Source organism: Acinetobacter sp. Ag2 (assembly GCF_001005515.1).
In the GTDB taxonomy this organism is placed as follows: domain Bacteria; phylum Pseudomonadota; class Gammaproteobacteria; order Pseudomonadales; family Moraxellaceae; genus Acinetobacter; species Acinetobacter bereziniae.
The window spans coordinates 71,806-90,988 of record NZ_LBNA01000053.1; the positions used below are offsets into that span (position 1 = coordinate 71,806).

A 19,183-nucleotide genomic window follows, 5' to 3' on the forward strand; every position below is an offset into this window, starting at 1 on the left:
TTGTAATTGAATAAGAAATATTGGGTTTAAAGCTTTTATTGAGAGAACAAAGAAAAATATATTACTCATAACAGGTGTTGAGACAATCTAAACCTTATGAAAACAATTTATCAAAATGAAAAATTCAGTATAGAAACACATCATCAAATTCCCAACAATGATATTACTCAGCAAAACATAGATTTTTGGATTAAAACAGAAGGTAAAAGTTATTGGGGGAGTGCAACAACGATTGCAAATATCCAATATTTAATTCAAAGATACAGTCAAACAGGTGAGAATTCTTTTGGTGCATTTTATTGGCAAGCAAATACCATAATCATTCATGAGTTCACTGTTGATAGTTTGGTTGCTAGTGTTAAAAGTCTGATTGAGGATAGCCACGACAATTTAGGTGATATTTTTTATTTAATTATATAAAGAGCCACAGTAAGTGAATGATACAGGAAAAAACAATAAAACTTCGTGACATTATTATAAATTCTGCTATACTCCGCGCACGCACTAAATTTCGTTCATTACCTGAACATTCTCTTCTATATTGTGTATGCGCGTCCGGTCCAAAGAGAGGACAATATTTCGCGCCCCACCCAATCGCTTAAGCGATTCCTTCAGGTTGCGGCTGTTATCAAATGTGCGTTATACGCATCGTCGTTCTCGGATCGCCGCTGATTCTATATTTTCAGCGATTATTGCTGTGCCGCTTTTTGCCGATGTCCATCAGACCATATATTAATGGAGCACCCACATTAGGGTGAATATCTCTATGAGCAAAACTTTTGCTGAATTTTCATTAGACGAGTCGCTACAGAAAGCACTCGAGAGTCTTGGTTTTACTACACCGACTCCTGTTCAAGAATTATCTATCCCAGCGGCTTTAGAAGGCAAAGACCTTTTAGTATCAAGCCAAACTGGTTCTGGTAAAACTGCTGCATTCTTACTCCCAACGTTAAATGCTTTAGCTGGTCAAGATACATTTGTACCATTTAAAGAACGTATGAAAGCAGTCACTCAACCGAATATTTTGGTGATTTCACCTACTCGCGAACTTGCACAACAAGTATGTCAAGATGCGATTGCATTTGTACGTCACATGAAAGGTGTACGTGTTGCTGCGATTATGGGTGGTATGCCTTTTGGTAAGCAAATCCAACAATTAAAAGGTGCACAAGTTGTTGTTGCAACTCCAGGTCGTTTACTTGACCTTGTGAACCGTCGTCAAATCAAACTTGATTCAGTTGATGCTTTGATTGTAGATGAAGCTGACCGTATGCTTGATTTAGGTTTCTCTGAAGACCTAGAAGCAATTAGTGATTTGGCTTTAAATCGTAAACAAACATTAATGTTCTCTGCAACATTTGCACCACGTATCATTAACCTTGCTGAACGCATGATGAATGATCCAGAACGTATTGCAATTGAAACAGGTCATTCTACCAATACCGACATTACCCAAACCTTACATTGGACTGATGGTTTTGAGCATAAGAAAAAATTGCTTACCCATTGGTTAAATGAAGAAGACGTCGATCAAGCAGTTGTATTCGCATCAACTCAAGAAGATACAGATATGTTGGCTGAAGAGCTTGCAGAAGCGGGTCTTTCTGTTGTTGCGCTTCATGGTGCTATGCCACAAACTGTACGTAACCGTCGTTTACGTAGTATCCGTGAAGGTCGTGCAAAAATCCTTGTTGCTACAGATGTAGCAGCACGTGGTCTTGACGTACCAACAATCTCACACGTAATTAACTTTGGTCTTCCAATGAAGAACGAAGATTATGTACACCGTATCGGTCGTACAGGTCGTGCAGGTCGTACAGGTAAAGCAATCACTTTAGCGACTTACCGTGAGCGCGGAAAAATTCGTGCTTTAGAAGATTATTTGGAAGCGCGTTTAAGTGTTTCTGAAATTGAAGGTTTAGAGCCATCTCCACCTCCTGCACGTGGTGGTCGTGATGGTGGTCGTGGTCGTAACGGCGGTGGTCGTCGTGATGGCGGTCGTGGTGGTTTCGGTGGCGGACGTCGTTTTGAAGGTGAATCAAACTTCAAACGTCGTGAAGGCGGTGATGATCGTCCACGTCGTAGCTTCGATGACAAACCTCGTGGTGATCGTCCATCTTATGGCGAAGATCGTCCTAAGCGTTCTTTCGGTGGTGAAGACCGTCCACGTCGCGAATTTAATTCGGATCGCCCACGTCGTGAAGGTGGTTTTGAAGATCGTCCTAAGCGTTCTTTCGGTGGTGAAGATCGTCCACGTCGCGAATTTAATTCAGATCGTCCACGCCGTGAAGGTGGCTTCGGAGATCGTCCACGTCGTGAAGGTGGTTTTAATGATAAACCACGTTTCAATGATGACAACCGTGGCAACAGCGTAGATTATAAACCACGTCGTGAAGGTAGCTTCGGTGACCGTCCTAAACGTTCTTTTGGTGAAGATCGCCCTCGTCGTGAATTTAATTCAGATCGTCCACGCCGTGAAGGTGGTTTTGAAGATCGTCCTAAACGTTCTTTTGGTGGTGAAGATCGTCCAAAACGTGAGTTTAATTCAGACCGTCCTAAACGTTCTTTTGGCGGTGAAGATCGTCCAAAGCGTGAATTTAACTCAGACCGTCCACGTCGTAAATTCAATGACTAATTAAGCCTTTGCAATAAAAAACCAGCCATTCGGCTGGTTTTTTATTGCAAGTTGAAAAGTATTTGGTAAAATAAAGTGTGATGCAGTTCAATTTATTTAATAAAACAGTTAGGTTGTTCTATTCTGTGAGATATTGAGTCTGAAATGAAGGCGATGAGTTTTTTTGAGGCAATTATGTTATACATGTTTTCAGCTTTATTGATTTCCAATGTAGGTTATTTCTTTTATAGCTTCATTTTCAAATAAGCTGGCGTTGTACAATTAAAACACTGCAATTTAGAAGTAAAAAAACAATGCATTTGATTTAAATGATATTATTTAAACAATACATATGAGTTTAAAGCCGTAGTTTTATCTTTTAATTACAAAAAATACAGATATTTCAGAGTATAGTATCTGAGCTGGTAAATGCAGGAAAATGTTCAGCTATGAATAAGCAAAGCCATTCCGAAGCTGAAGCTTTAATTGAAGTTAAAAATTTAAGTTTTAACCGTGGTGAGCGTGTAATTTACGACAACGTGGATTTAAAAATTCGTCGTGGGCAAATTACTGCAATCATGGGTCCATCAGGTACGGGTAAGACGACCTTATTGCGTTTGATTGGTGGTCAGCTAAGCCCTGATGAGGGGCAAGTATTACTTGATGGAAAAAACATTGCCTCAATGTCACGTAGTGAGCTTTTTTCTGCTCGCGCACGTATGGGGATGCTTTTCCAAAGTGGTGCATTATTTACAGATATGACGGTCTATGAAAATGTCGCATTTCCAATTCGCGCACATACACATTTACCCGAAAATTTAATTGCAGAATTAGTCGCGCTTAAACTAGAGTCAGTCGGTTTGCGTGGTGCTGAAAAACTTATGCCTGCTGAGCTTTCAGGCGGGATGAATCGACGTGTTGCTCTGGCACGCGCCATTGCGCTTGATCCAGATTTGATCATGTATGATGAACCTTTTGCCGGACAAGATCCGATTGTGATGGGTGTTTTAACACGTTTAATTCGTTCATTACGAGAGGCACTAGATCTCACCACGATTATTGTTTCACATGATGTGGATGAAACATTGTCTATCGCTGACTATATTTATGTGGTGGCAGAAGGCAAAGTACAAGGTGAAGGCACGCCTGAGCAATTAAAACAACATGCTTCTCCATTTGTGCAGCAATTTTTAACAGGATCTGTTGAAGGACCTGTGGATTATCAATTTAGCCATCAAGCTTATTTAAGCAATGAGGTGAGTTCATGAATGCTATTGCCTTATTAGGTAGACGCGTTCTAGAACGTGTTCAAGGCATTGGTGTAGCAATGCTGATGTTATTGCGAATCTTATTTTCGCTTCCCACAATACTGGGCGTAAAGCTGTTCATTTATCAAATGTATCGTGTCGGTGTTTTATCTTTGTTGATTATTGCTGTATCTGGTTTATTTATCGGTGCAGTTCTAGGTCTACAGATGTATAACATTTTGGTGACTTTTGGTAGTGAGGCGATGCTAGGCGCTGCTGTAGCTTTGACGTTGTTGCGTGAGCTTGCACCCGTGGTCGCTGCCTTACTTTTTGCAGGTCGTGCAGGTTCTGCTTTGACTGCTGAAATAGGCTTGATGAAAGCCACAGAACAATTATCCAGTATGGAAATGATCGGTGTTGATCCTTTGAAACGTGTAATTTCACCACGTTTATGGGCAGGTATTGTGAGTTTACCAATGCTTTCTGTCATTTTCGCCGCAATCGGCATTATGGGCGGGAAAATGGTTGGAGTAGATTTTCTAGGTGCAGACGAAGGTTCGTATTGGAGTGGCATTTTAAGCAGCACCCAATTTATGAAAGATGTCTTTAACGGCACCATCATCAAAAGTTTAGTCTTTGCTTTAATTTGTACTTGGATTGCGGTGTATCAAGGCTATGCCTGTGAACCAACATCTGAGGGAATCGCAACATCTACAACACGTACTGTTGTGTATTCATCACTATGTGTTTTAGGTTTTGATTTCGTGTTGACTGCGGTCATGTTCGGAGGTGTTTAATGAAATCACGTACTAGTGAGTTGACCGTAGGTGTTTTTGTCATCATCTTTGGTATCGCTCTATTCTTTTTAGCAATGAAAGTGAGTGGCTTGGTCGGCACAAACTTAAAAGACAGTTATGAAATGACTGCAACATTTGACAATGTGAATGGTTTAAAACCACGTGCAAAAGTTACAATGAGTGGTGTTAAAATTGGTCAAGTTGATGCAATTACACTTGATCCAGTGACCCGTCAAGCGACAGTTAAATTTGATTTAGATGGTTCATTGACGACGTTTAATGCTGAGCAGCTGAAAAAAGTCAAAGAAAATGCTTTAGGTGATTTGCATTACAGTGCAGATTATCAGGCAGCTACGCCTGAGAAACAAAAAGAAATGGAAACGCAACTTTTAAGTAACATGAAATCCATCACAAATATTGATGAAGATGCTTACATAATGGTCGCAACCAATGGTCTTTTAGGCGAAAAATATTTGAAAATCGTTCCTGGTGGCGGCATTAACTATATTAAACGCGGTGAAAGTATTGCCAATACACAAGGTACGATGGATCTAGAAGATTTGATTACCAAATTTATTACGGGTGGTGCTGGAAAGACATCGACTGGCGCATCAGATGCTAAAGACACATCTGCATCCACTGAAACAACTGATGCTCAAACTTCATTCGTTGAATAAGCATTAGAGGAGTTATTGAAATGAATATGTTATTAAAACAAACTTTGACTGCAAGTGTTTTGGCTACGATGGTCGCTACAGCTGTTCAAGCTGCGCCAGCGGAAGCACCGCCTGCCTTTGTTAAACGTGTTGCTGATGGTTTGATTTCACGCCTAAAAGCAGAGCATGGTAAATTACAAAATAATCCAGCTGCGGTGAAAGCGATTGTCCGTCAGAATCTTGATCCGTTTGTAGATGGTCAAGCTTTTACACGTATCGTGATGGGGACTTATGCCAATAGCAGTACACCAGCGCAACGTGCTCAATTTGAACAAAACTTCCGTAATACCTTGATTGAAAACTATGGTAGTGCTTTTGCGAAGTATTCAAACCAGACCTATACAATGCGTCCTTATAAAGCGACCAATAGCAAATTCCCTGTTGTGACGATTGATTTCAATAACAACGGTGAAAAAATTCCAGTTTCTTTCCAATTATCTGATGCAGGTAGCCAATGGAAAGTGCGTAATTTAAATGTGTCTGGTATTGATCTAGGTTTGCAATTCCGTAATCAATTTGCGGCAAATGTGCAACGTAATGGCGGTAATATCGATAAAGCCATTGCGACATTTAAACCAGATGCAGATGCTGCTGTAAAAAAATAAGCGTATCTCATTGAGCTAAGATAGGTGTAAGCAAGTGATTGAATTTAAGAATCAGGAATTATATGTCAGTGGTAAAATTGCTTATGAAAATGCAGAAAGTTATTATTTAAATGGCTTGAAAGTTATTCAAAGTGAGAAAAACTTTCCATTGACGGTAAATCTGTCTCAGCTTGAACATGGTAGTACGCTTGCACTGTCTGTCTTTGTACAATGGCTGCGTCAAACCCCTGATTTACAAGGGTTACAATTTAAAGCAGTGCCAGAAAAAATGATGAAAATCATTCAGGCTTGTCATTTGCAAGATGATTTGAAATTGATTTAAATCACTTCTCAATAAAAAAGCACCATCAGGTGCTTTTTTATTGAATTGAACTTTGTGTCCTAAAATACTGATTAAAAAATTCATCGCTTATGCTGAAAAAGTCATATAACCCAGTAGTTTTAGATCCATTTTTTCCATCTAAAGTAAGCCAATGGACCAACAAAAAATGCGATCAACAATGAAATAACAACGTAGAAACTCCAATGCCCATGCGCAAAAGGAAGAATTTCAGTGTTCATTCCATAGATGCTGGCGATCAACATGGGTGGTGCAAGCATGCTGGGTAAAATCGAGAATCGACGAATCGTATCGTTCTGTTCTGTGTTAATGAATCCAGAAGTCGTGTCGAGTAAGAAGCGGACTTTTTGAAACAGGAAGGCATCATGTTCAACAAGAGAACGTACGTCTTCGCTTAACTCTCGGATATCAGCATCATAAATATGACTACCCAATGCACGAGGACGCGATAAGAAGGTGAGAACACGGCGTAAATCAATTAAACAGAGCTGTGCCTTTCCAAGCATGTCCTCTTTCTGTGCAAGACGTGTAATCATGTCATCAAGGTCGAGAATCATCTCACGATGACGTACGTTGAGGACTTCAGTAGAGTACAGTTCTAAATCTCTGTGGATATCTTCCAAGATATCCGCAAGCTCATCAAGTTTCGCTTCGAGTAAACCGAGAAGAATCCAAGTTGGATCTTTATAGTCGATTTCATAATCATTACGTCGAGCACGTGCACGGAAGGCACGAAAGGCAACCAGTTTCTCTCCGCGCAAAGTAAATAAACGCTCTTTATGCAAGATAAAAGCAACGGTTTGTACATTTGCCAGCATATTCGAGGTGTCTTCTGGATCACCCTCAACTTGGTAATTTTTATTTTTTGTTAAAAAATACGTACTGATATGTAGAATACCATCATCATCACGGTAAAATCGTGCAGAAGATGAAATGTCTTCTAAAGATTTGAGGGTTGGTAAGTTTTGCTCATAGGCATCTAAAACCCATTCTTGTTCTTCTTGTGAAGGTGCAATAAGATCAACCCAAACCAATTCAGGATGTAGGTCGAATCCACCATTAATGGTTGCATCTTCTAAGCTACCGCGCTCAGTGGCGTAAAAGGCTTCAAGCATTGTGTCTTTTCTCCCTTGCGCAGTGTGGTGTCAATTTGATGTGTGTATTTTAGACAAGGATTTTAGGAAAAACACTGCTTACAACGCTCTTTTGTAAAAAAAATCTTTATTGTTCGTCTATATTTTTAGCATGACTAAATTAAAATTAGGTTAAATTTATGAATTCTATTGCTATTTTTTGTGGTTCATCTTTAGGTACAGATCAGATTTTTGCTGATGTTGCACAACTGACTGGTGAAACTATCGCCAAGCATGGTCAAACATTGGTTTATGGTGGTGGGCGTTCAGGCTTAATGGGGATCGTCGCTGACAGCGCATTGGCGGCAGGTGGTCAGGTAATTGGTGTGATTCCTCAAGGTCTTGTAGATCGTGAGCTGGCACATCCCGGGCTCACTGAACTTCATATTGTGAAAAATATGCATGAACGTAAAACAAAAATGTCTGAATTGTCTGATGGCTTTATTGCATTACCAGGCGGTGCTGGGACGATTGAGGAAATTTTTGAACAATGGACTTGGGCGCAACTCGGCATTCATTTAAAACCATGTGCATTTTTAAATGTTGAAGGGTTTTATGATGATTTGTTGAAATTTATACAGTTGACCACAGACAAAGGATTTTCTAAGGCGAGATTTACAAACCAATTGATTCATTCTGCATCAATTGAGGATATTTTGGCTCAGTTTAAAGCCTATCAAGCACCAGAACCAAAGTGGGGCGTTAAAGAGCGCGAGGAATTGGTAAAATTAGATTAAAACTTAATTTACTGATTAGTGCTTTATTCAGTTTGTTTCGCTAATTTTTAAAACACAATATATTGTTTTTAATTTTATTAATGTCACAATATGTTGTGTTTTTTAATGTTCCTTAGAATGATGAATGTAATTACTGTAGCTGCCGCTGTGATTTTAAATAATCAAAATCAATTATTACTGGTACGAAAAAAGAATACACAGTTTTTTATGCAAGTTGGTGGGAAGTTGGAACCCAATGAAGCACCTGAACAGACCATGTTACGTGAAATCGCAGAGGAAATAGGTGTTCAAGCTGAGATTAAACACTATATTGGTCGATTTGAAACTTCAGCTGCGAATGAGGCAGGGCATCAGTTGGTGAGTTATGTCTATCAAGTTAATTTACCTGATGCACCGAAAATTGATGCAGAAATTGCTGAAATGAAGTGGATTGATTTAGACGATCAACAGACGTTATTGGCACCCTTAACAAGAGAAGTGGTGATCCCTTGGTGTAAGGAAAATTTTTTAAGCTAAGTCAAATGAATTTAACAAGCATTATTCTTTAAATCATTGCAATGATCATTTCATAGATGGATGTGCTGCTGCAATACAAAGACTGGAAATCTGCTGACAGCCCAAGCGTTGTAAAGCTTGGGTGAGGGCATGAATTGAACTTCCTGTTGTGACCACATCATCCACAATCAATACTTTTTTATATTTTCTCTTTTCGGATTGAATGGTTCGAAATTGATGCTCAATGTTTTCCAGTCGTTCAACTCGACTTAAGCCTTTTTGTGAATGTTGAGCTTGTCGAACCACGGGTTGCCAAACAGGAATTTTTAATTGTTTTGCCATAATTTTAGCCACAATCAACATTTGGTTATAACCCCGTTCTTTAAGGCGCTCGGTTGAAATGGGCATAGGAACAATCGCTTGAACTCTGGAAAATCTTAAGTTCAATAAACTATGTGCAAGCACGTTTTGATATTGTAATTGTTGCTCATATTTATACGTTTGAATGATGCGATCAATTGGGAAATCATAGTGATGTGCGCAAAGTATTTGTTGTTCATGTCGCTCTATGGATTGTTTGTACCAAGGGAGTTGATTCCAACAGTCTTGACATAAGGAGTGAGCTTGTTGTTGGTCAATGCCGCACAGTAAGCATGGAGAAATACATTGAACGCCTTTATGGAGCAGTTGATGGATAAATTGGAGCATGTTTTCTAATCTTTATTTGATCAAGCTTCAGCGATGATCCATTCATATCAGCAATTTCAAATAAAAACTTTTCATTTGACGACATCCATGAAGACGATAAATCATCACGATTGTGAAAATTGTATTGCAAAATCCTAGTGTAGTCGAAAGCCTAAATCATTCTATTTTCGTTATGTTAAACATAAGCATATCGCGGTGCTTCAGGGAGCCAACGTTTGAGTAATGCTTCTGCGCTTTCTGGAAAATCTTTAAGTACTTGGGCTGCCACATAATGCGCTTGATTGAGCAAATGGTCATCTCGTTCAAGTTTGGCAACCCTAAATCCCATATCTCCAGTCTGTTTTGTTCCCAGTAATTCTCCAGGACCTCTGATTTCTAAATCTTTTTCGGCAATGATGAATCCATCATTGGTTTCACGCATAATTCTTAACCGTTCTTGTCCATTTTGAGACAGTGGGTTTTTATAAAGCAGTGCACAGAAACTTGCTGTTGCACCACGTCCTACACGTCCACGTAATTGATGGAGTTGTGAAAGCCCAAGCCGTTCAGCATTTTCAATCACCATAATCGATGCATTGGGCACATCGACACCCACTTCAATCACTGTAGTGGCAATTAAAAGTTGTAATTCATTGTCTTTGAATTGCTGCATTACAGTTTGTTTGTCGTCAGCTTTCATTTTGCCATGCACTAAACCGATATTGAGGTTTGGAAAGCGTTGTTTAATTTCTTGATAAGTTGCTTCTGCTGCTTGTGCATCCAAGGTTTCAGATTGTTCAACCAGTGTACAGACCCAGTACGCCTGTTTACCCTCAGCACAATTGGTGGCAATTCTTGTTAATACTTCTTCACGTCGATCAAGTGGAATCGTGACGGTCTGAATCGGTGTTCGTCCTGGTGGAAGTTCATCAATGACAGAGGTATCTAAATCACCATAGGCAGACATTGCCAGTGTGCGAGGGATCGGGGTAGCTGTCATGACCAGTTGATGAGGAGTGGTGTTGTCCACGCCCTTATTGCGTAGCGCCAGACGTTGATCTACACCAAAACGATGTTGCTCATCAATAATCACTAAGCCTAATTTGGCAAATTCAACATTGTCCTGAAATAAAGCATGGGTACCTACAATAACATTGGCTGTTCCATCCTTAATGGTCTGCTCAGCTGCTGTACGTGCTTTACCTTTTTGTTTGCCTGAGAGCCAAGAAACATTTAAGCCTAAAGGTTCAAACCACTTTTTAAAGTTTAAATAATGCTGTTCCGCTAGGATTTCAGTCGGTGCCATCAGTGCAACTTGCCAACCTTCTTCCAACGCATGACAAGCAGCAACACCTGCAACCAATGTTTTACCTGCACCCACATCACCCTGTACAAGGCGTAACATCGGTTTATTTTGTTTCAGGTCTTTGGCGATTTCATTCGATACACGTTTTTGCGCATCGGTCATTTCAAAGGGCAAACTTGCCAACAGGGCTTTGGCAAATTTTTTGCTTGGCGAAAAAGATGGGGCCGCAATTTGTTGAATATATGCCCGTCGAGTGAGCAAACTAATTTGGTGTGCAACCAGTTCTTCAAAAATCAGACGTTGTTGAGCAGGATGAGCACCTTGCGCAAGCTGTAGCATGTTGGCATTTACGGGAGGGTGATGGATATATTCCAGTGCTTCTTTGAGCGCAAAACCATTGGTGAATTTTTCTGGCAATAATTCAGGAAGCTCATCTGCATGTTGATTCAGTGCCTGTTTGACATAGTCACGTAATTTTGGCTGGGTTAAACCTTCTGTAGCGGGATAGATTGCCGTTAATTGTGTTTTAGGAAGCGGTGTATGTTCGGTAATCAGTTGTATTTCTGGGTGATAAAGTTCTAAGCCACGAGCACCGACTCGCACTTCACCAAATATTCTTAAGCGATTGCCTGCTTTCGCTCGATCAGTTAAAGCTTTATAAACATGGTAAAAGCGTAGCGTGACTTTGCCAAAGTCATCTTGTAATAAAATCGCCATGGATTTACGTTTACCAGGTGGCATGTCGATAGATTTAACAACACCTTCTAACAAGTAACTCCGACCTACCTGTAATTGGTTCATGGCAATGATCGTGCTACGATCCTCATAATCCCGTGGCAAATGAAACAGCAAGTCATCTGTTGTAAAAATATTCAGTTTTTCAAGTAAGGCAGCTGCAGCATTGCCAACCCCTTGTAATTGATGAACTGCTGCCATGTCCCCTCAGCTTAAGTTTGATTGATTTTGAAGAATAGGTCGTGTCATGCATATTCTATTTGTAGGTTATGGTAAAACATCACAACGTGTTGCTAAACAATTATTTCAGCAAGATCACCAAATTACCACAGTTAGCCGTAGCCCGAAAGCGGATGATTTTGCTCAGCACTTGATGCAGGATATTCATGCACTCGACTTGTCACATATTCAAGCTGTGGATGTGGTCTATGTCGCACTCGCACCTTCTCGAAATACTTCGCTCAATGCCCTAGACATGTATCAGCACACCTATGTAGATTCTGTGCAACCCATCGTCAAGGCACTGAGAAATCATCCAGTGAAACGTATCATCGTGGTGTCATCTACACGGGTGTATGGAGAAAATCAGGGTGAAGTAATCACCGATGATTCTGTAATTATTCCGAGTGATGAACAAGGTCATTTACTGCTAGAAATGGAACAATTGTGGAGACAGGCTTACCCTGTTGAATGTGTGATTGTTCGACCGACAGGAATTTATGGCATGTCTACAATGAGAATGGCAAAACTTGCAGAAACGACTCGAAGTTATCCAAATATTCATTGGTCAAATCGAATCCATATTGATGATCTTGCCAATTTCTTAGCGTATTTGCTTCACGTGGAACATCCTGAAAAATCATATATTTGTACAAATAATAAGCCGCAACCTTTGCATGAAAAAATTTTAAATCTTCAGCGCGAATTGAATTTATCCGAGTTGGCTTTAGAAAGTGATCGGGAGTCGGGAAAGAAAATTTTTGCGGAGAGGGTGTTGGCAAGTGGGTTTAAATTAATGCATTAAGATATAGTCAATCTGTTGAAAAATTCATACAGTAGAATATCATTTCTCTTGATCAATAAGATTAAAGCGATCAATATATTGTTTGATGATCTAAAGCTTGCACAGCCACGCTTTAGCTCTAAAGTTTAAATTGTTTTGCGTAGGCGATACTTTACTTTTCAGAGATGAAAAGTAACAAAAATCTTCCGTTGAGCGAGGGGTACATCCTAATACCCCCGCTCAACATGGCGACATCCATGTCGCCTCGTGATAGCAAGACTGTTTATGATTCAAAAGTACAAAATAAATGAATCATCCAAATCACTTGTATGAATAATCAGGCGGTTTGACTATAGCTATAAAGCCTAAGAATAAAGATGATCAGCAGGTGATGAATATAAATGTAACCTGAACAAAGAGAGATTCTTTGATAGAAATATTCACATTTTTATAATTTCCCATTTCCTAATCGGAGAGAAGTAGCTAATCATCCCCCTTCCCCCCAAAGGGAGAAGGGTGTTTGACATTTATTTCTTCTTGCGTTTTAAACGCTTCTTGGCTTGTTGTGCAGCTAAAGCATCTAACGCCTCTTTTAGCTCCTCATCGGTAAACGAGGTAATGTGGTGAAGCATTTGTAAGGTCACATCATCCAGTACCAAATTGGCATATTGAGCAACATTTCTGAACTGCTCATCAAAAACGATTGCATGATCTTCGTTGGTTTTAATATAACCTTGTTCAATTAACACTTTCATAAAACTTTGGAATAAAGCTTTATCAAAGAACTCAGGTGAATTGAACTCATACAATACGGATAAACGTTGTCCAACCAAATGACTTAATTCTTCAACTTGGCGAATTGAGATATTTCCAGAGCCACGCTGAGTAATAAGCGCAAGCGTCATGTAATAACGTTCAAGACTTTGACGAACAGGTGCAGCTAAAACAGCAAGTTGATTGTGATCTTCAGAGTTTGGCGCAGGGCTAAAGATAAAGCCTTCATCATCGACAAAAATTAAATTTGCTTGTGCCAAAGCATCGACATATTCAGTCACTTGAGCTTTGATTTCATGATCTTTCCATTTTAAAAACAATTCAGCTTTTAAGAATGGGTATAGTGTGCGAATCACATTGAGCAGATCAGTCTGGCTGATTTTACCATTATGCTCGACCAAAGCAGCAATCAATGATGGAAGTACAAAGGCGTGTAAAATATTATTGCGGAAGTAGGTCAGTAAAATAGCTTGATTATCTTCAATCGCAATAATATCACCCAGTACATGCTGAACCCGTTTAATCAATTTCAGTTTCATGCCATAAGCAATGATTTCTTTACCTGAAAGTGGTGTCACCTGAGTGCGTTGATCATAAGGAATTGCCGTCAATAACTTACGATAAGTATCCAGTTGTTTGATGCAGATTTCTTCATCCAAAGTGTGTTTTGGTGTCGCCAATAAAATAAGTGATAACAGCGAAACAGGATTGATCACTACAGCGCGGTTAATATTTTCTAAAATGGCATTGGCAGAACTGTTGACTGCATTGGATACTTCTTGAGGGATCGGCGCATCATTGTGTTCAATGCGGATTTGATCTGCACCATGCTGTTTCAATAAGTCGTCTAAAAACACAGGTTCGCCGAAGTTAACATGTACTTTACCAAAAATACGCTCAATTTTTTTCAGGGTTTGTACAATCCCCCAAATGGATTCAGCCTCTTTGGGTTTACCATTCATTTCACCCACATAAGTTGCGCCTTCCATCAAGCGTTCATATCCCACATAGGTTGGAATGAAAACAATCGGTTTGGCACGACCACGTAAGTGACCATGTACCGTCATTGCCAACATCCCTGTTTTAGGAGGTAATAAGCGTCCTGTGCGAGAGCGCCCACCTTCAATAAAGTATTCAAGTGGCGTATTACGAGAAAGAATGCTGAATAAATATTCTTTAAACACTGATGTATATAAAGCATTACCACGGAAAGAGCGACGAATAAAGAATGCACCACCACCACGAAGCAATTGCCCCACAAATGGCATATTCAGGTTATCACCAGCGGCAATATACGGCACCATCAAACCACGTTTATAAATCACATAAGACAACAGCAAGTAGTCAATATGACTGCGATGACATGGGGTATAAATCACTTCATAGTCTTTGACCAATTCACGTACTGTATTGAAGTTATGTACTTCAACACCATCGTAAAGTTGCGTCCATAGTCGGGTTAATGCCATATCGGCAAAGCGTACAGCCGAAGCGGAATAATCCGATGCAATTTCGTTGACAAAACCGATGGCACGACGTTCAGCATCAATCATACTGATTTTAGAGCGAACACTTTCTTTGCGAATCGCATCTTGGACATCTGGTGCTTTGATCAAAGATTGCATCACATTACGACGATCAGATAAATCTGGTCCAAGGATAACTTCTCGCTGGCGATCTAGAAAGTCATTGAGTTGATTGACAATATAGGTTGCTGGAGAAATGTTGGGATGATGGATTTTTGCATGTTCAACTAAGCCACGCAGTGATTGTGCTTCATGAAACTCTAAGAAGGACTGACGACCATGTAAGCCGATATTCATCAATTGTTTGACTTTACTTGGTGTCGCCCAAGTGTCGGTAAACAAAAGTTTAAACCAAGAATCTTCTTTATCAGGTGAACGTCCCCACAATACTGTCACAGGAATCAGCTCAATGTCTAAGTTCGAATCTTGATCCAGAGACTCAATCAATCTGAGTAAACGTGGCGGAAATGCATGCTCAGGAGGGTTAAAATAATTATTTTCATCCTGATGCTGTAAAAACAGAATCGCCGCTTTTTCACGGTTTGCACCAATCACTAGTGGATCAAGGGCTGGCGCAAGTTGTAAACGACGTGTTTCACCATCAACGACCAAAGCATTACTTCTAGAGTAATTCTGTAATACATAACACACTACTTTCTGAGGTGTTGATGTATTATTTTCAGGGCGATCAGTTGACTGGTCTAGCGTTGGAGTTTCTGTAGGAACCTCTCCAAGAACATGTGGGGTTACCACAAGGTCAAGTATTTTACTCGAAAGTCGACGATACATTTGACCAAAGCCACTCTTGGACATAAATACTCCTAGCCAATGGTGAATCACGCAATACAGCGTATAAAAATAAAGTTTCTGTAATTGAAGCACAGAACAGGATGTCATTTTCTGACAAATTCACTATTTCTTGTCAGATTTTATCGTTAAAAATCGTATTTTAAACAATCCAGCTAGACAAGAGAAGTGACAGCATAGTTTATGAAAGTTTAGTTTATCACTCTGGATTTATGGCAAAATAGAGTTAAATCTCTAAAATATGAATACTTTATTCTATCCATTTGAATAAAGTCAGTATATAGATAGGTCACTTATGAATGCTTTAACCCAAGAGCTTGTAGAGCTTTTAACGCTAGAAAAACTTGAAGAACATATTTTCCGTGGTCAAAGCCGAAACTTAGTGGGCAAACGTGTTTTTGGTGGACAGGTTTTAGGGCAAGCGCTACGAGCAGCATCATATACTGCGGACCGTCCTGTACATTCATTGCATGCCTACTTCTTATATGGTGGGGATATTAATGCCCCGATTATTTATGAAGTAGATCGTTTGCGTGATGGTAAAAGCTTTTTAAGTCGTCAAGTGCGTGCCATTCAACATGGGCGTACTATTTTTTCAGCAATGGTTTCATTTGCAACACCTGAAGAGGGGCTGAATTATCAAATTGCTGAACCTGAATATCCAGATCCAGAATCATTAAAATCTGAACAGGAATTAAAAGAAAACTTAATCAGTTTTATTCCTGAAAACATTCGTGCTGCATTTATGCGTCCACGTCAGGTAGAAATTCGTCCGATTAATGTGACCAATCCTTTTCAACCGCAGCCAGAAGCGCCATCGTATGCGCATTATTTGCGTACACATGAGCCATTAGCTGCGGAATTGGTAGATGATATTTCATTAAATCAGGCGATTGTTGCCTTCTATTCAGATTATACCTTGATGATGACTGCATTGCGTCCACACGGTTTAAATTATCTCTCGCCAAGTTTGCAGTGTGCGAGTATTGATCATGCGATCTACTTTCATAAGCCTGTCAAAGCAGATGATTGGATGCTGTATGACATGGATGCAACGGTCAGTGCAAATTCACGCGGTCTAAACTTTGGACGGATGTGGCAAAATGGTGAATTGGTGTGTAGTACTGTTCAGGAAGGTCTGATGCGTGTACGTGAAATCGAAACACAATAAACCATTCAGGATTAAACCATAAACAATTAAGCCATCATCATTGATGGCTTTTCTATTTTTTAGCAGAGCTTGTGACAAAAAAATGCTCGATTCTAAATAACTTCAATGGCATAGTTTAAAATGTGAAAATATATAACAGTCAATGACGATGAGCTTAAATACCCAAATTTTAATTGCCGCCATTCTTGGTGTGGCATTTGGATTTCTGTTAAACCAATTCCCTGATACTCAGTTTTTAGACGGCAGTATTTATACTTTGAGTATCGCCAGCAGTATTTTTATTGGTTTACTCAAAATGCTATTGGTACCGCTAATTTTCAGTTCAATTTTAGTTGGGGTTTCTAATTTAGAAGCAGGCAGCCAGTTAAGCCGTGTCTGGAAAATTACTTTAGCTTGCTGTGTAACCACCACCACTTTGGCACTGATTCTTGGTTTGGTCTCCACTCACTTTTTCCATGTCGGGCAGGGTGTAGATATTGACTTGTTTAAAGATGCTATGAGTCAGCATAAAAGCCCTGATTCATTAACACCCAGTTCATTTCTGACCAATTTTATTCAAAACACCTTAATTAATCCTTTTAAGGCTTTTAGCGATGGCAATGTTTTGGCGGTTGTACTGTTTGCATTGTTATTGGGTTTGGCATTGGTGCAGGGTGGAGAACGTTTTAATTCAATCAAACAACTGGCACGTCAATTTTTTGACATTATGATGATGTTGGTGGGTTGGGTAATGAAAGTTGCGCCAATTGGTATTTTTGCCTTGATGGCAAAGCTGATTGCAACAGAAGACATCTCTATTTTGAGCCGTCTTGCTGAGTTTGCGATTGTGGTTACCGGGACAACCATATTTCATGGCGTGGTGGTTCTACCGCTGTTGTTATGGATTTTTGGGAAAATGGATCCCATCACTTTTTTCAAAGGAACGCGCGCGGCATTAATCACGGCTTTTGCGACCAGTTCAAGTTCAGCAACAATGCCTTTAAGTCTGAAATGTACCCAAGAAAATTTAGGGGTACGTCCACAAATTGCAGGTTTTGTCGTTCCATTCGGTTCGCAGTTAAACATGGATGGGACCGCGCTTTATGAAGCAGCAGCAGCATTATTTATTGCGAACCTTATGGGGTTGGAGTTATCGATTACCCAACAAATTATTGTGTGTTTGACAGCGATGATTGCATCATTAGGTGCCCCAGGAATCCCAAGTGCAGGTATGGTCACCATGATTATGGTCTTACAGTCTGTGGGCTTGCCTGCTGAGGCGATTGCGATTTTATTACCAATTGATCGAATTCTCGATACGGTGCGTACTGTAGTGAATGTGCAAGGGGATATGATGATCAGTGTTGTCGTTGATCGACATACCCGAGATATGGAAAGTTCATCTTAGTACGGGATGTAGACAGAAGCGTTATGCACTTATTTTAAAGTGTTAAGTATAAAAAAAGCAGGACTTTAAATCCTGCTTTTTTGATTTCAGTACTATTTAGGCTTGAGCAGTCCCTATGCTGCAACTCTAGGCAAAGCGCGTTTTGCAGCAGGCGATTGATCTAAATAGGCAATTGCATCTTCAGTTTTGGCTTCATGTACAGGGTCGTACCATGGCATTAAGTAGCCCAACTGCTGTGAAACCAACCAAAGCGGGTGTGGCATTAAACGATTGTCAGATTGTGCAATACTTGCCCATTCACGCCAAATCCAAGGTTTATAGAATGCTGGCTTTTTGTCTGCAAAACGTGGGTCTTGTCCCATGATGTGTGCAGCACCATCTACCCATAAACCTAATACGGCAGCAATCACGATCACACTTTGATAATAACGTGAAATATAACCACCACCTAAGTGACGATATAAATCAAATGCAACTGTGCGATGTTCAATCTCTTCTGCACCATGCCATTTGACCAAATCGAGCATGTTTGGATCTGCGCCTAATTCAGCCCATTTTTTATTATAAAGTGCATATTTACCCAATACACAGGTCATATGCTCAACTGTTGCCACAATACCTAAACGGAACAAATCCCATTGATGATCAAGAACTTTAGGAACTTTGAAACCAAGTGGTTGATCTGCCAGTAACTTTCCAAACAAGAAATCCATAATTTCAAGATTTCTTTGAATATCAATATGGCGAACGGTTAAGTATTCTTTATTTGCTGACACATGTGCTTGTGCATGCATGGCTTCTTGGCGGATAAAAGCACGAACATCTTCTGCAAGTTTTTCATCTGTGACTTTGGGTAAAACGCGGTTGTATAAACGGCAGAACCAAAACTCACCCGCAGGAAGAATATTGTTGATCTCGTTGATAAAGTAGCTGACAAAAGGCTGATTTGGAATCCAATCGACTGGTGTGTCTTGCCATTCAAACTTCACTTTACGTGGTTTGATGTGGTACTGAATAGACGATCCAATCCGACTGTTTTTAAATTTAGCGAGTAACTTCATCACAGTGTCCTAATTTTTCTTTGGTGATTTCACACTTTATTT

Annotated in this window: 17 protein-coding genes; 12 read left to right on the forward strand and 5 right to left on the reverse strand. The window is 39.9% G+C overall.

All coding sequences use genetic code 11. The annotated features are described in order from the left end of the window. Positions 1-96: 96 nt before the first annotated feature. From AAV97_RS13710 to AAV97_RS13740, 7 genes are all read left to right on the forward strand, one after another. A complete protein-coding gene (locus tag AAV97_RS13710; RefSeq protein WP_005034169.1) occupies positions 97-420 on the forward strand; it encodes a hypothetical protein in 324 nt (107 codons plus the stop codon). Between the two features lie 346 nt (positions 421-766). After that, positions 767-2,635, forward strand: coding sequence for a DEAD/DEAH box helicase (locus AAV97_RS13715; protein WP_009586057.1), 1,869 nt, complete (start codon positions 767-769; stop codon positions 2,633-2,635). A 428-nt stretch (positions 2,636-3,063) separates the two neighbouring features. Beyond that, entirely contained in the window at positions 3,064-3,882 is an 819-nt protein-coding gene (locus AAV97_RS13720) for an ABC transporter ATP-binding protein (protein WP_004825229.1), read from the forward strand. Then, positions 3,879-4,658 carry a lipid asymmetry maintenance ABC transporter permease subunit MlaE gene (gene mlaE / locus AAV97_RS13725; RefSeq protein WP_004725633.1) on the forward strand — a complete coding sequence of 260 codons (780 nt, stop codon included), beginning with the start codon at positions 3,879-3,881 and terminating at the stop codon, positions 4,656-4,658. The genes AAV97_RS13720 and mlaE overlap by 4 nt, the downstream gene beginning before the upstream one ends. Continuing rightward, complete coding sequence (locus AAV97_RS13730) at positions 4,658-5,335, forward strand: outer membrane lipid asymmetry maintenance protein MlaD (RefSeq protein ID WP_004825227.1); 678 nt, start codon at positions 4,658-4,660, stop codon at positions 5,333-5,335. Before mlaE ends, AAV97_RS13730 begins: the two co-directional genes overlap by 1 nt. A gap of 20 nt (positions 5,336-5,355) precedes the next feature. After that, positions 5,356-5,979 (forward strand): MlaC/ttg2D family ABC transporter substrate-binding protein, encoded by a 624-nt coding sequence (locus AAV97_RS13735; protein WP_004825224.1) that lies wholly within the window; start codon positions 5,356-5,358, stop codon positions 5,977-5,979. A 34-nt stretch (positions 5,980-6,013) separates the two neighbouring features. After that, positions 6,014-6,301 carry a hypothetical protein gene (locus AAV97_RS13740; RefSeq protein ID WP_004825222.1) on the forward strand — a complete coding sequence of 96 codons (288 nt, stop codon included), beginning with the start codon at positions 6,014-6,016 and terminating at the stop codon, positions 6,299-6,301. 119 nt (positions 6,302-6,420) lie between these two features. Here the strand turns inward: AAV97_RS13740 and AAV97_RS13745 are convergent, their stop codons facing one another. Further along, the gene (locus AAV97_RS13745) at positions 6,421-7,434 is read right to left on the reverse strand and encodes a magnesium and cobalt transport protein CorA (RefSeq protein ID WP_004825220.1); all 1,014 of its coding nucleotides are present in this window, start codon (positions 7,432-7,434) and stop codon (positions 6,421-6,423) included. 158 nt (positions 7,435-7,592) lie between these two features. On the opposite strand from AAV97_RS13745, the gene AAV97_RS13750 reads away from it, so the two are divergent. Together AAV97_RS13750 and AAV97_RS13755 are read left to right on the forward strand one after the other, a co-directional pair. Further along, the gene (locus tag AAV97_RS13750; RefSeq protein ID WP_009586053.1) at positions 7,593-8,189 is read left to right on the forward strand and encodes a TIGR00730 family Rossman fold protein; all 597 of its coding nucleotides are present in this window, start codon (positions 7,593-7,595) and stop codon (positions 8,187-8,189) included. Between the two features lie 120 nt (positions 8,190-8,309). After that, the gene (locus AAV97_RS13755; RefSeq protein WP_010590771.1) at positions 8,310-8,705 is read left to right on the forward strand and encodes an NUDIX hydrolase; all 396 of its coding nucleotides are present in this window, start codon (positions 8,310-8,312) and stop codon (positions 8,703-8,705) included. 45 nt (positions 8,706-8,750) lie between these two features. On the opposite strand, the gene AAV97_RS13760 is transcribed toward AAV97_RS13755, so the two are convergent. Next, complete coding sequence (locus AAV97_RS13760; protein WP_046760861.1) at positions 8,751-9,392, reverse strand: ComF family protein; 642 nt, start codon at positions 9,390-9,392, stop codon at positions 8,751-8,753. A gap of 175 nt (positions 9,393-9,567) precedes the next feature. Next, a complete protein-coding gene (gene recG / locus AAV97_RS13765) occupies positions 9,568-11,613 on the reverse strand; it encodes an ATP-dependent DNA helicase RecG (RefSeq protein WP_046760862.1) in 2,046 nt (681 codons plus the stop codon). Between the two features lie 46 nt (positions 11,614-11,659). Here recG and AAV97_RS13770 point away from each other — a divergent pair, with 46 nt between their 5' ends. Continuing rightward, positions 11,660-12,436 (forward strand): NAD(P)H-binding protein, encoded by a 777-nt coding sequence (locus AAV97_RS13770; protein ID WP_046760863.1) that lies wholly within the window; start codon positions 11,660-11,662, stop codon positions 12,434-12,436. 506 nt (positions 12,437-12,942) lie between these two features. Here AAV97_RS13770 and plsB read toward each other — a convergent pair. Continuing rightward, the gene (gene plsB, locus AAV97_RS13775) at positions 12,943-15,528 is read right to left on the reverse strand and encodes a glycerol-3-phosphate 1-O-acyltransferase PlsB (protein WP_009586070.1); all 2,586 of its coding nucleotides are present in this window, start codon (positions 15,526-15,528) and stop codon (positions 12,943-12,945) included. Between the two features lie 289 nt (positions 15,529-15,817). Between plsB and AAV97_RS13780 the strand changes: the two genes are divergently transcribed. Together AAV97_RS13780 and AAV97_RS13785 are read left to right on the forward strand one after the other, a co-directional pair. Then, positions 15,818-16,693, forward strand: a complete 876-nt coding sequence (locus AAV97_RS13780) for an acyl-CoA thioesterase (protein ID WP_005034152.1) — start codon at positions 15,818-15,820, stop codon at positions 16,691-16,693. A gap of 148 nt (positions 16,694-16,841) precedes the next feature. Next, positions 16,842-18,080 (forward strand): dicarboxylate/amino acid:cation symporter, encoded by a 1,239-nt coding sequence (locus AAV97_RS13785; RefSeq protein ID WP_046760895.1) that lies wholly within the window; start codon positions 16,842-16,844, stop codon positions 18,078-18,080. Between the two features lie 113 nt (positions 18,081-18,193). Here AAV97_RS13785 and AAV97_RS13790 read toward each other — a convergent pair whose 3' ends face one another. Continuing rightward, complete coding sequence (locus tag AAV97_RS13790; RefSeq protein WP_004825204.1) at positions 18,194-19,141, reverse strand: metal-dependent hydrolase; 948 nt, start codon at positions 19,139-19,141, stop codon at positions 18,194-18,196. Between the last annotated feature and the right edge of the window lie 42 nt (positions 19,142-19,183).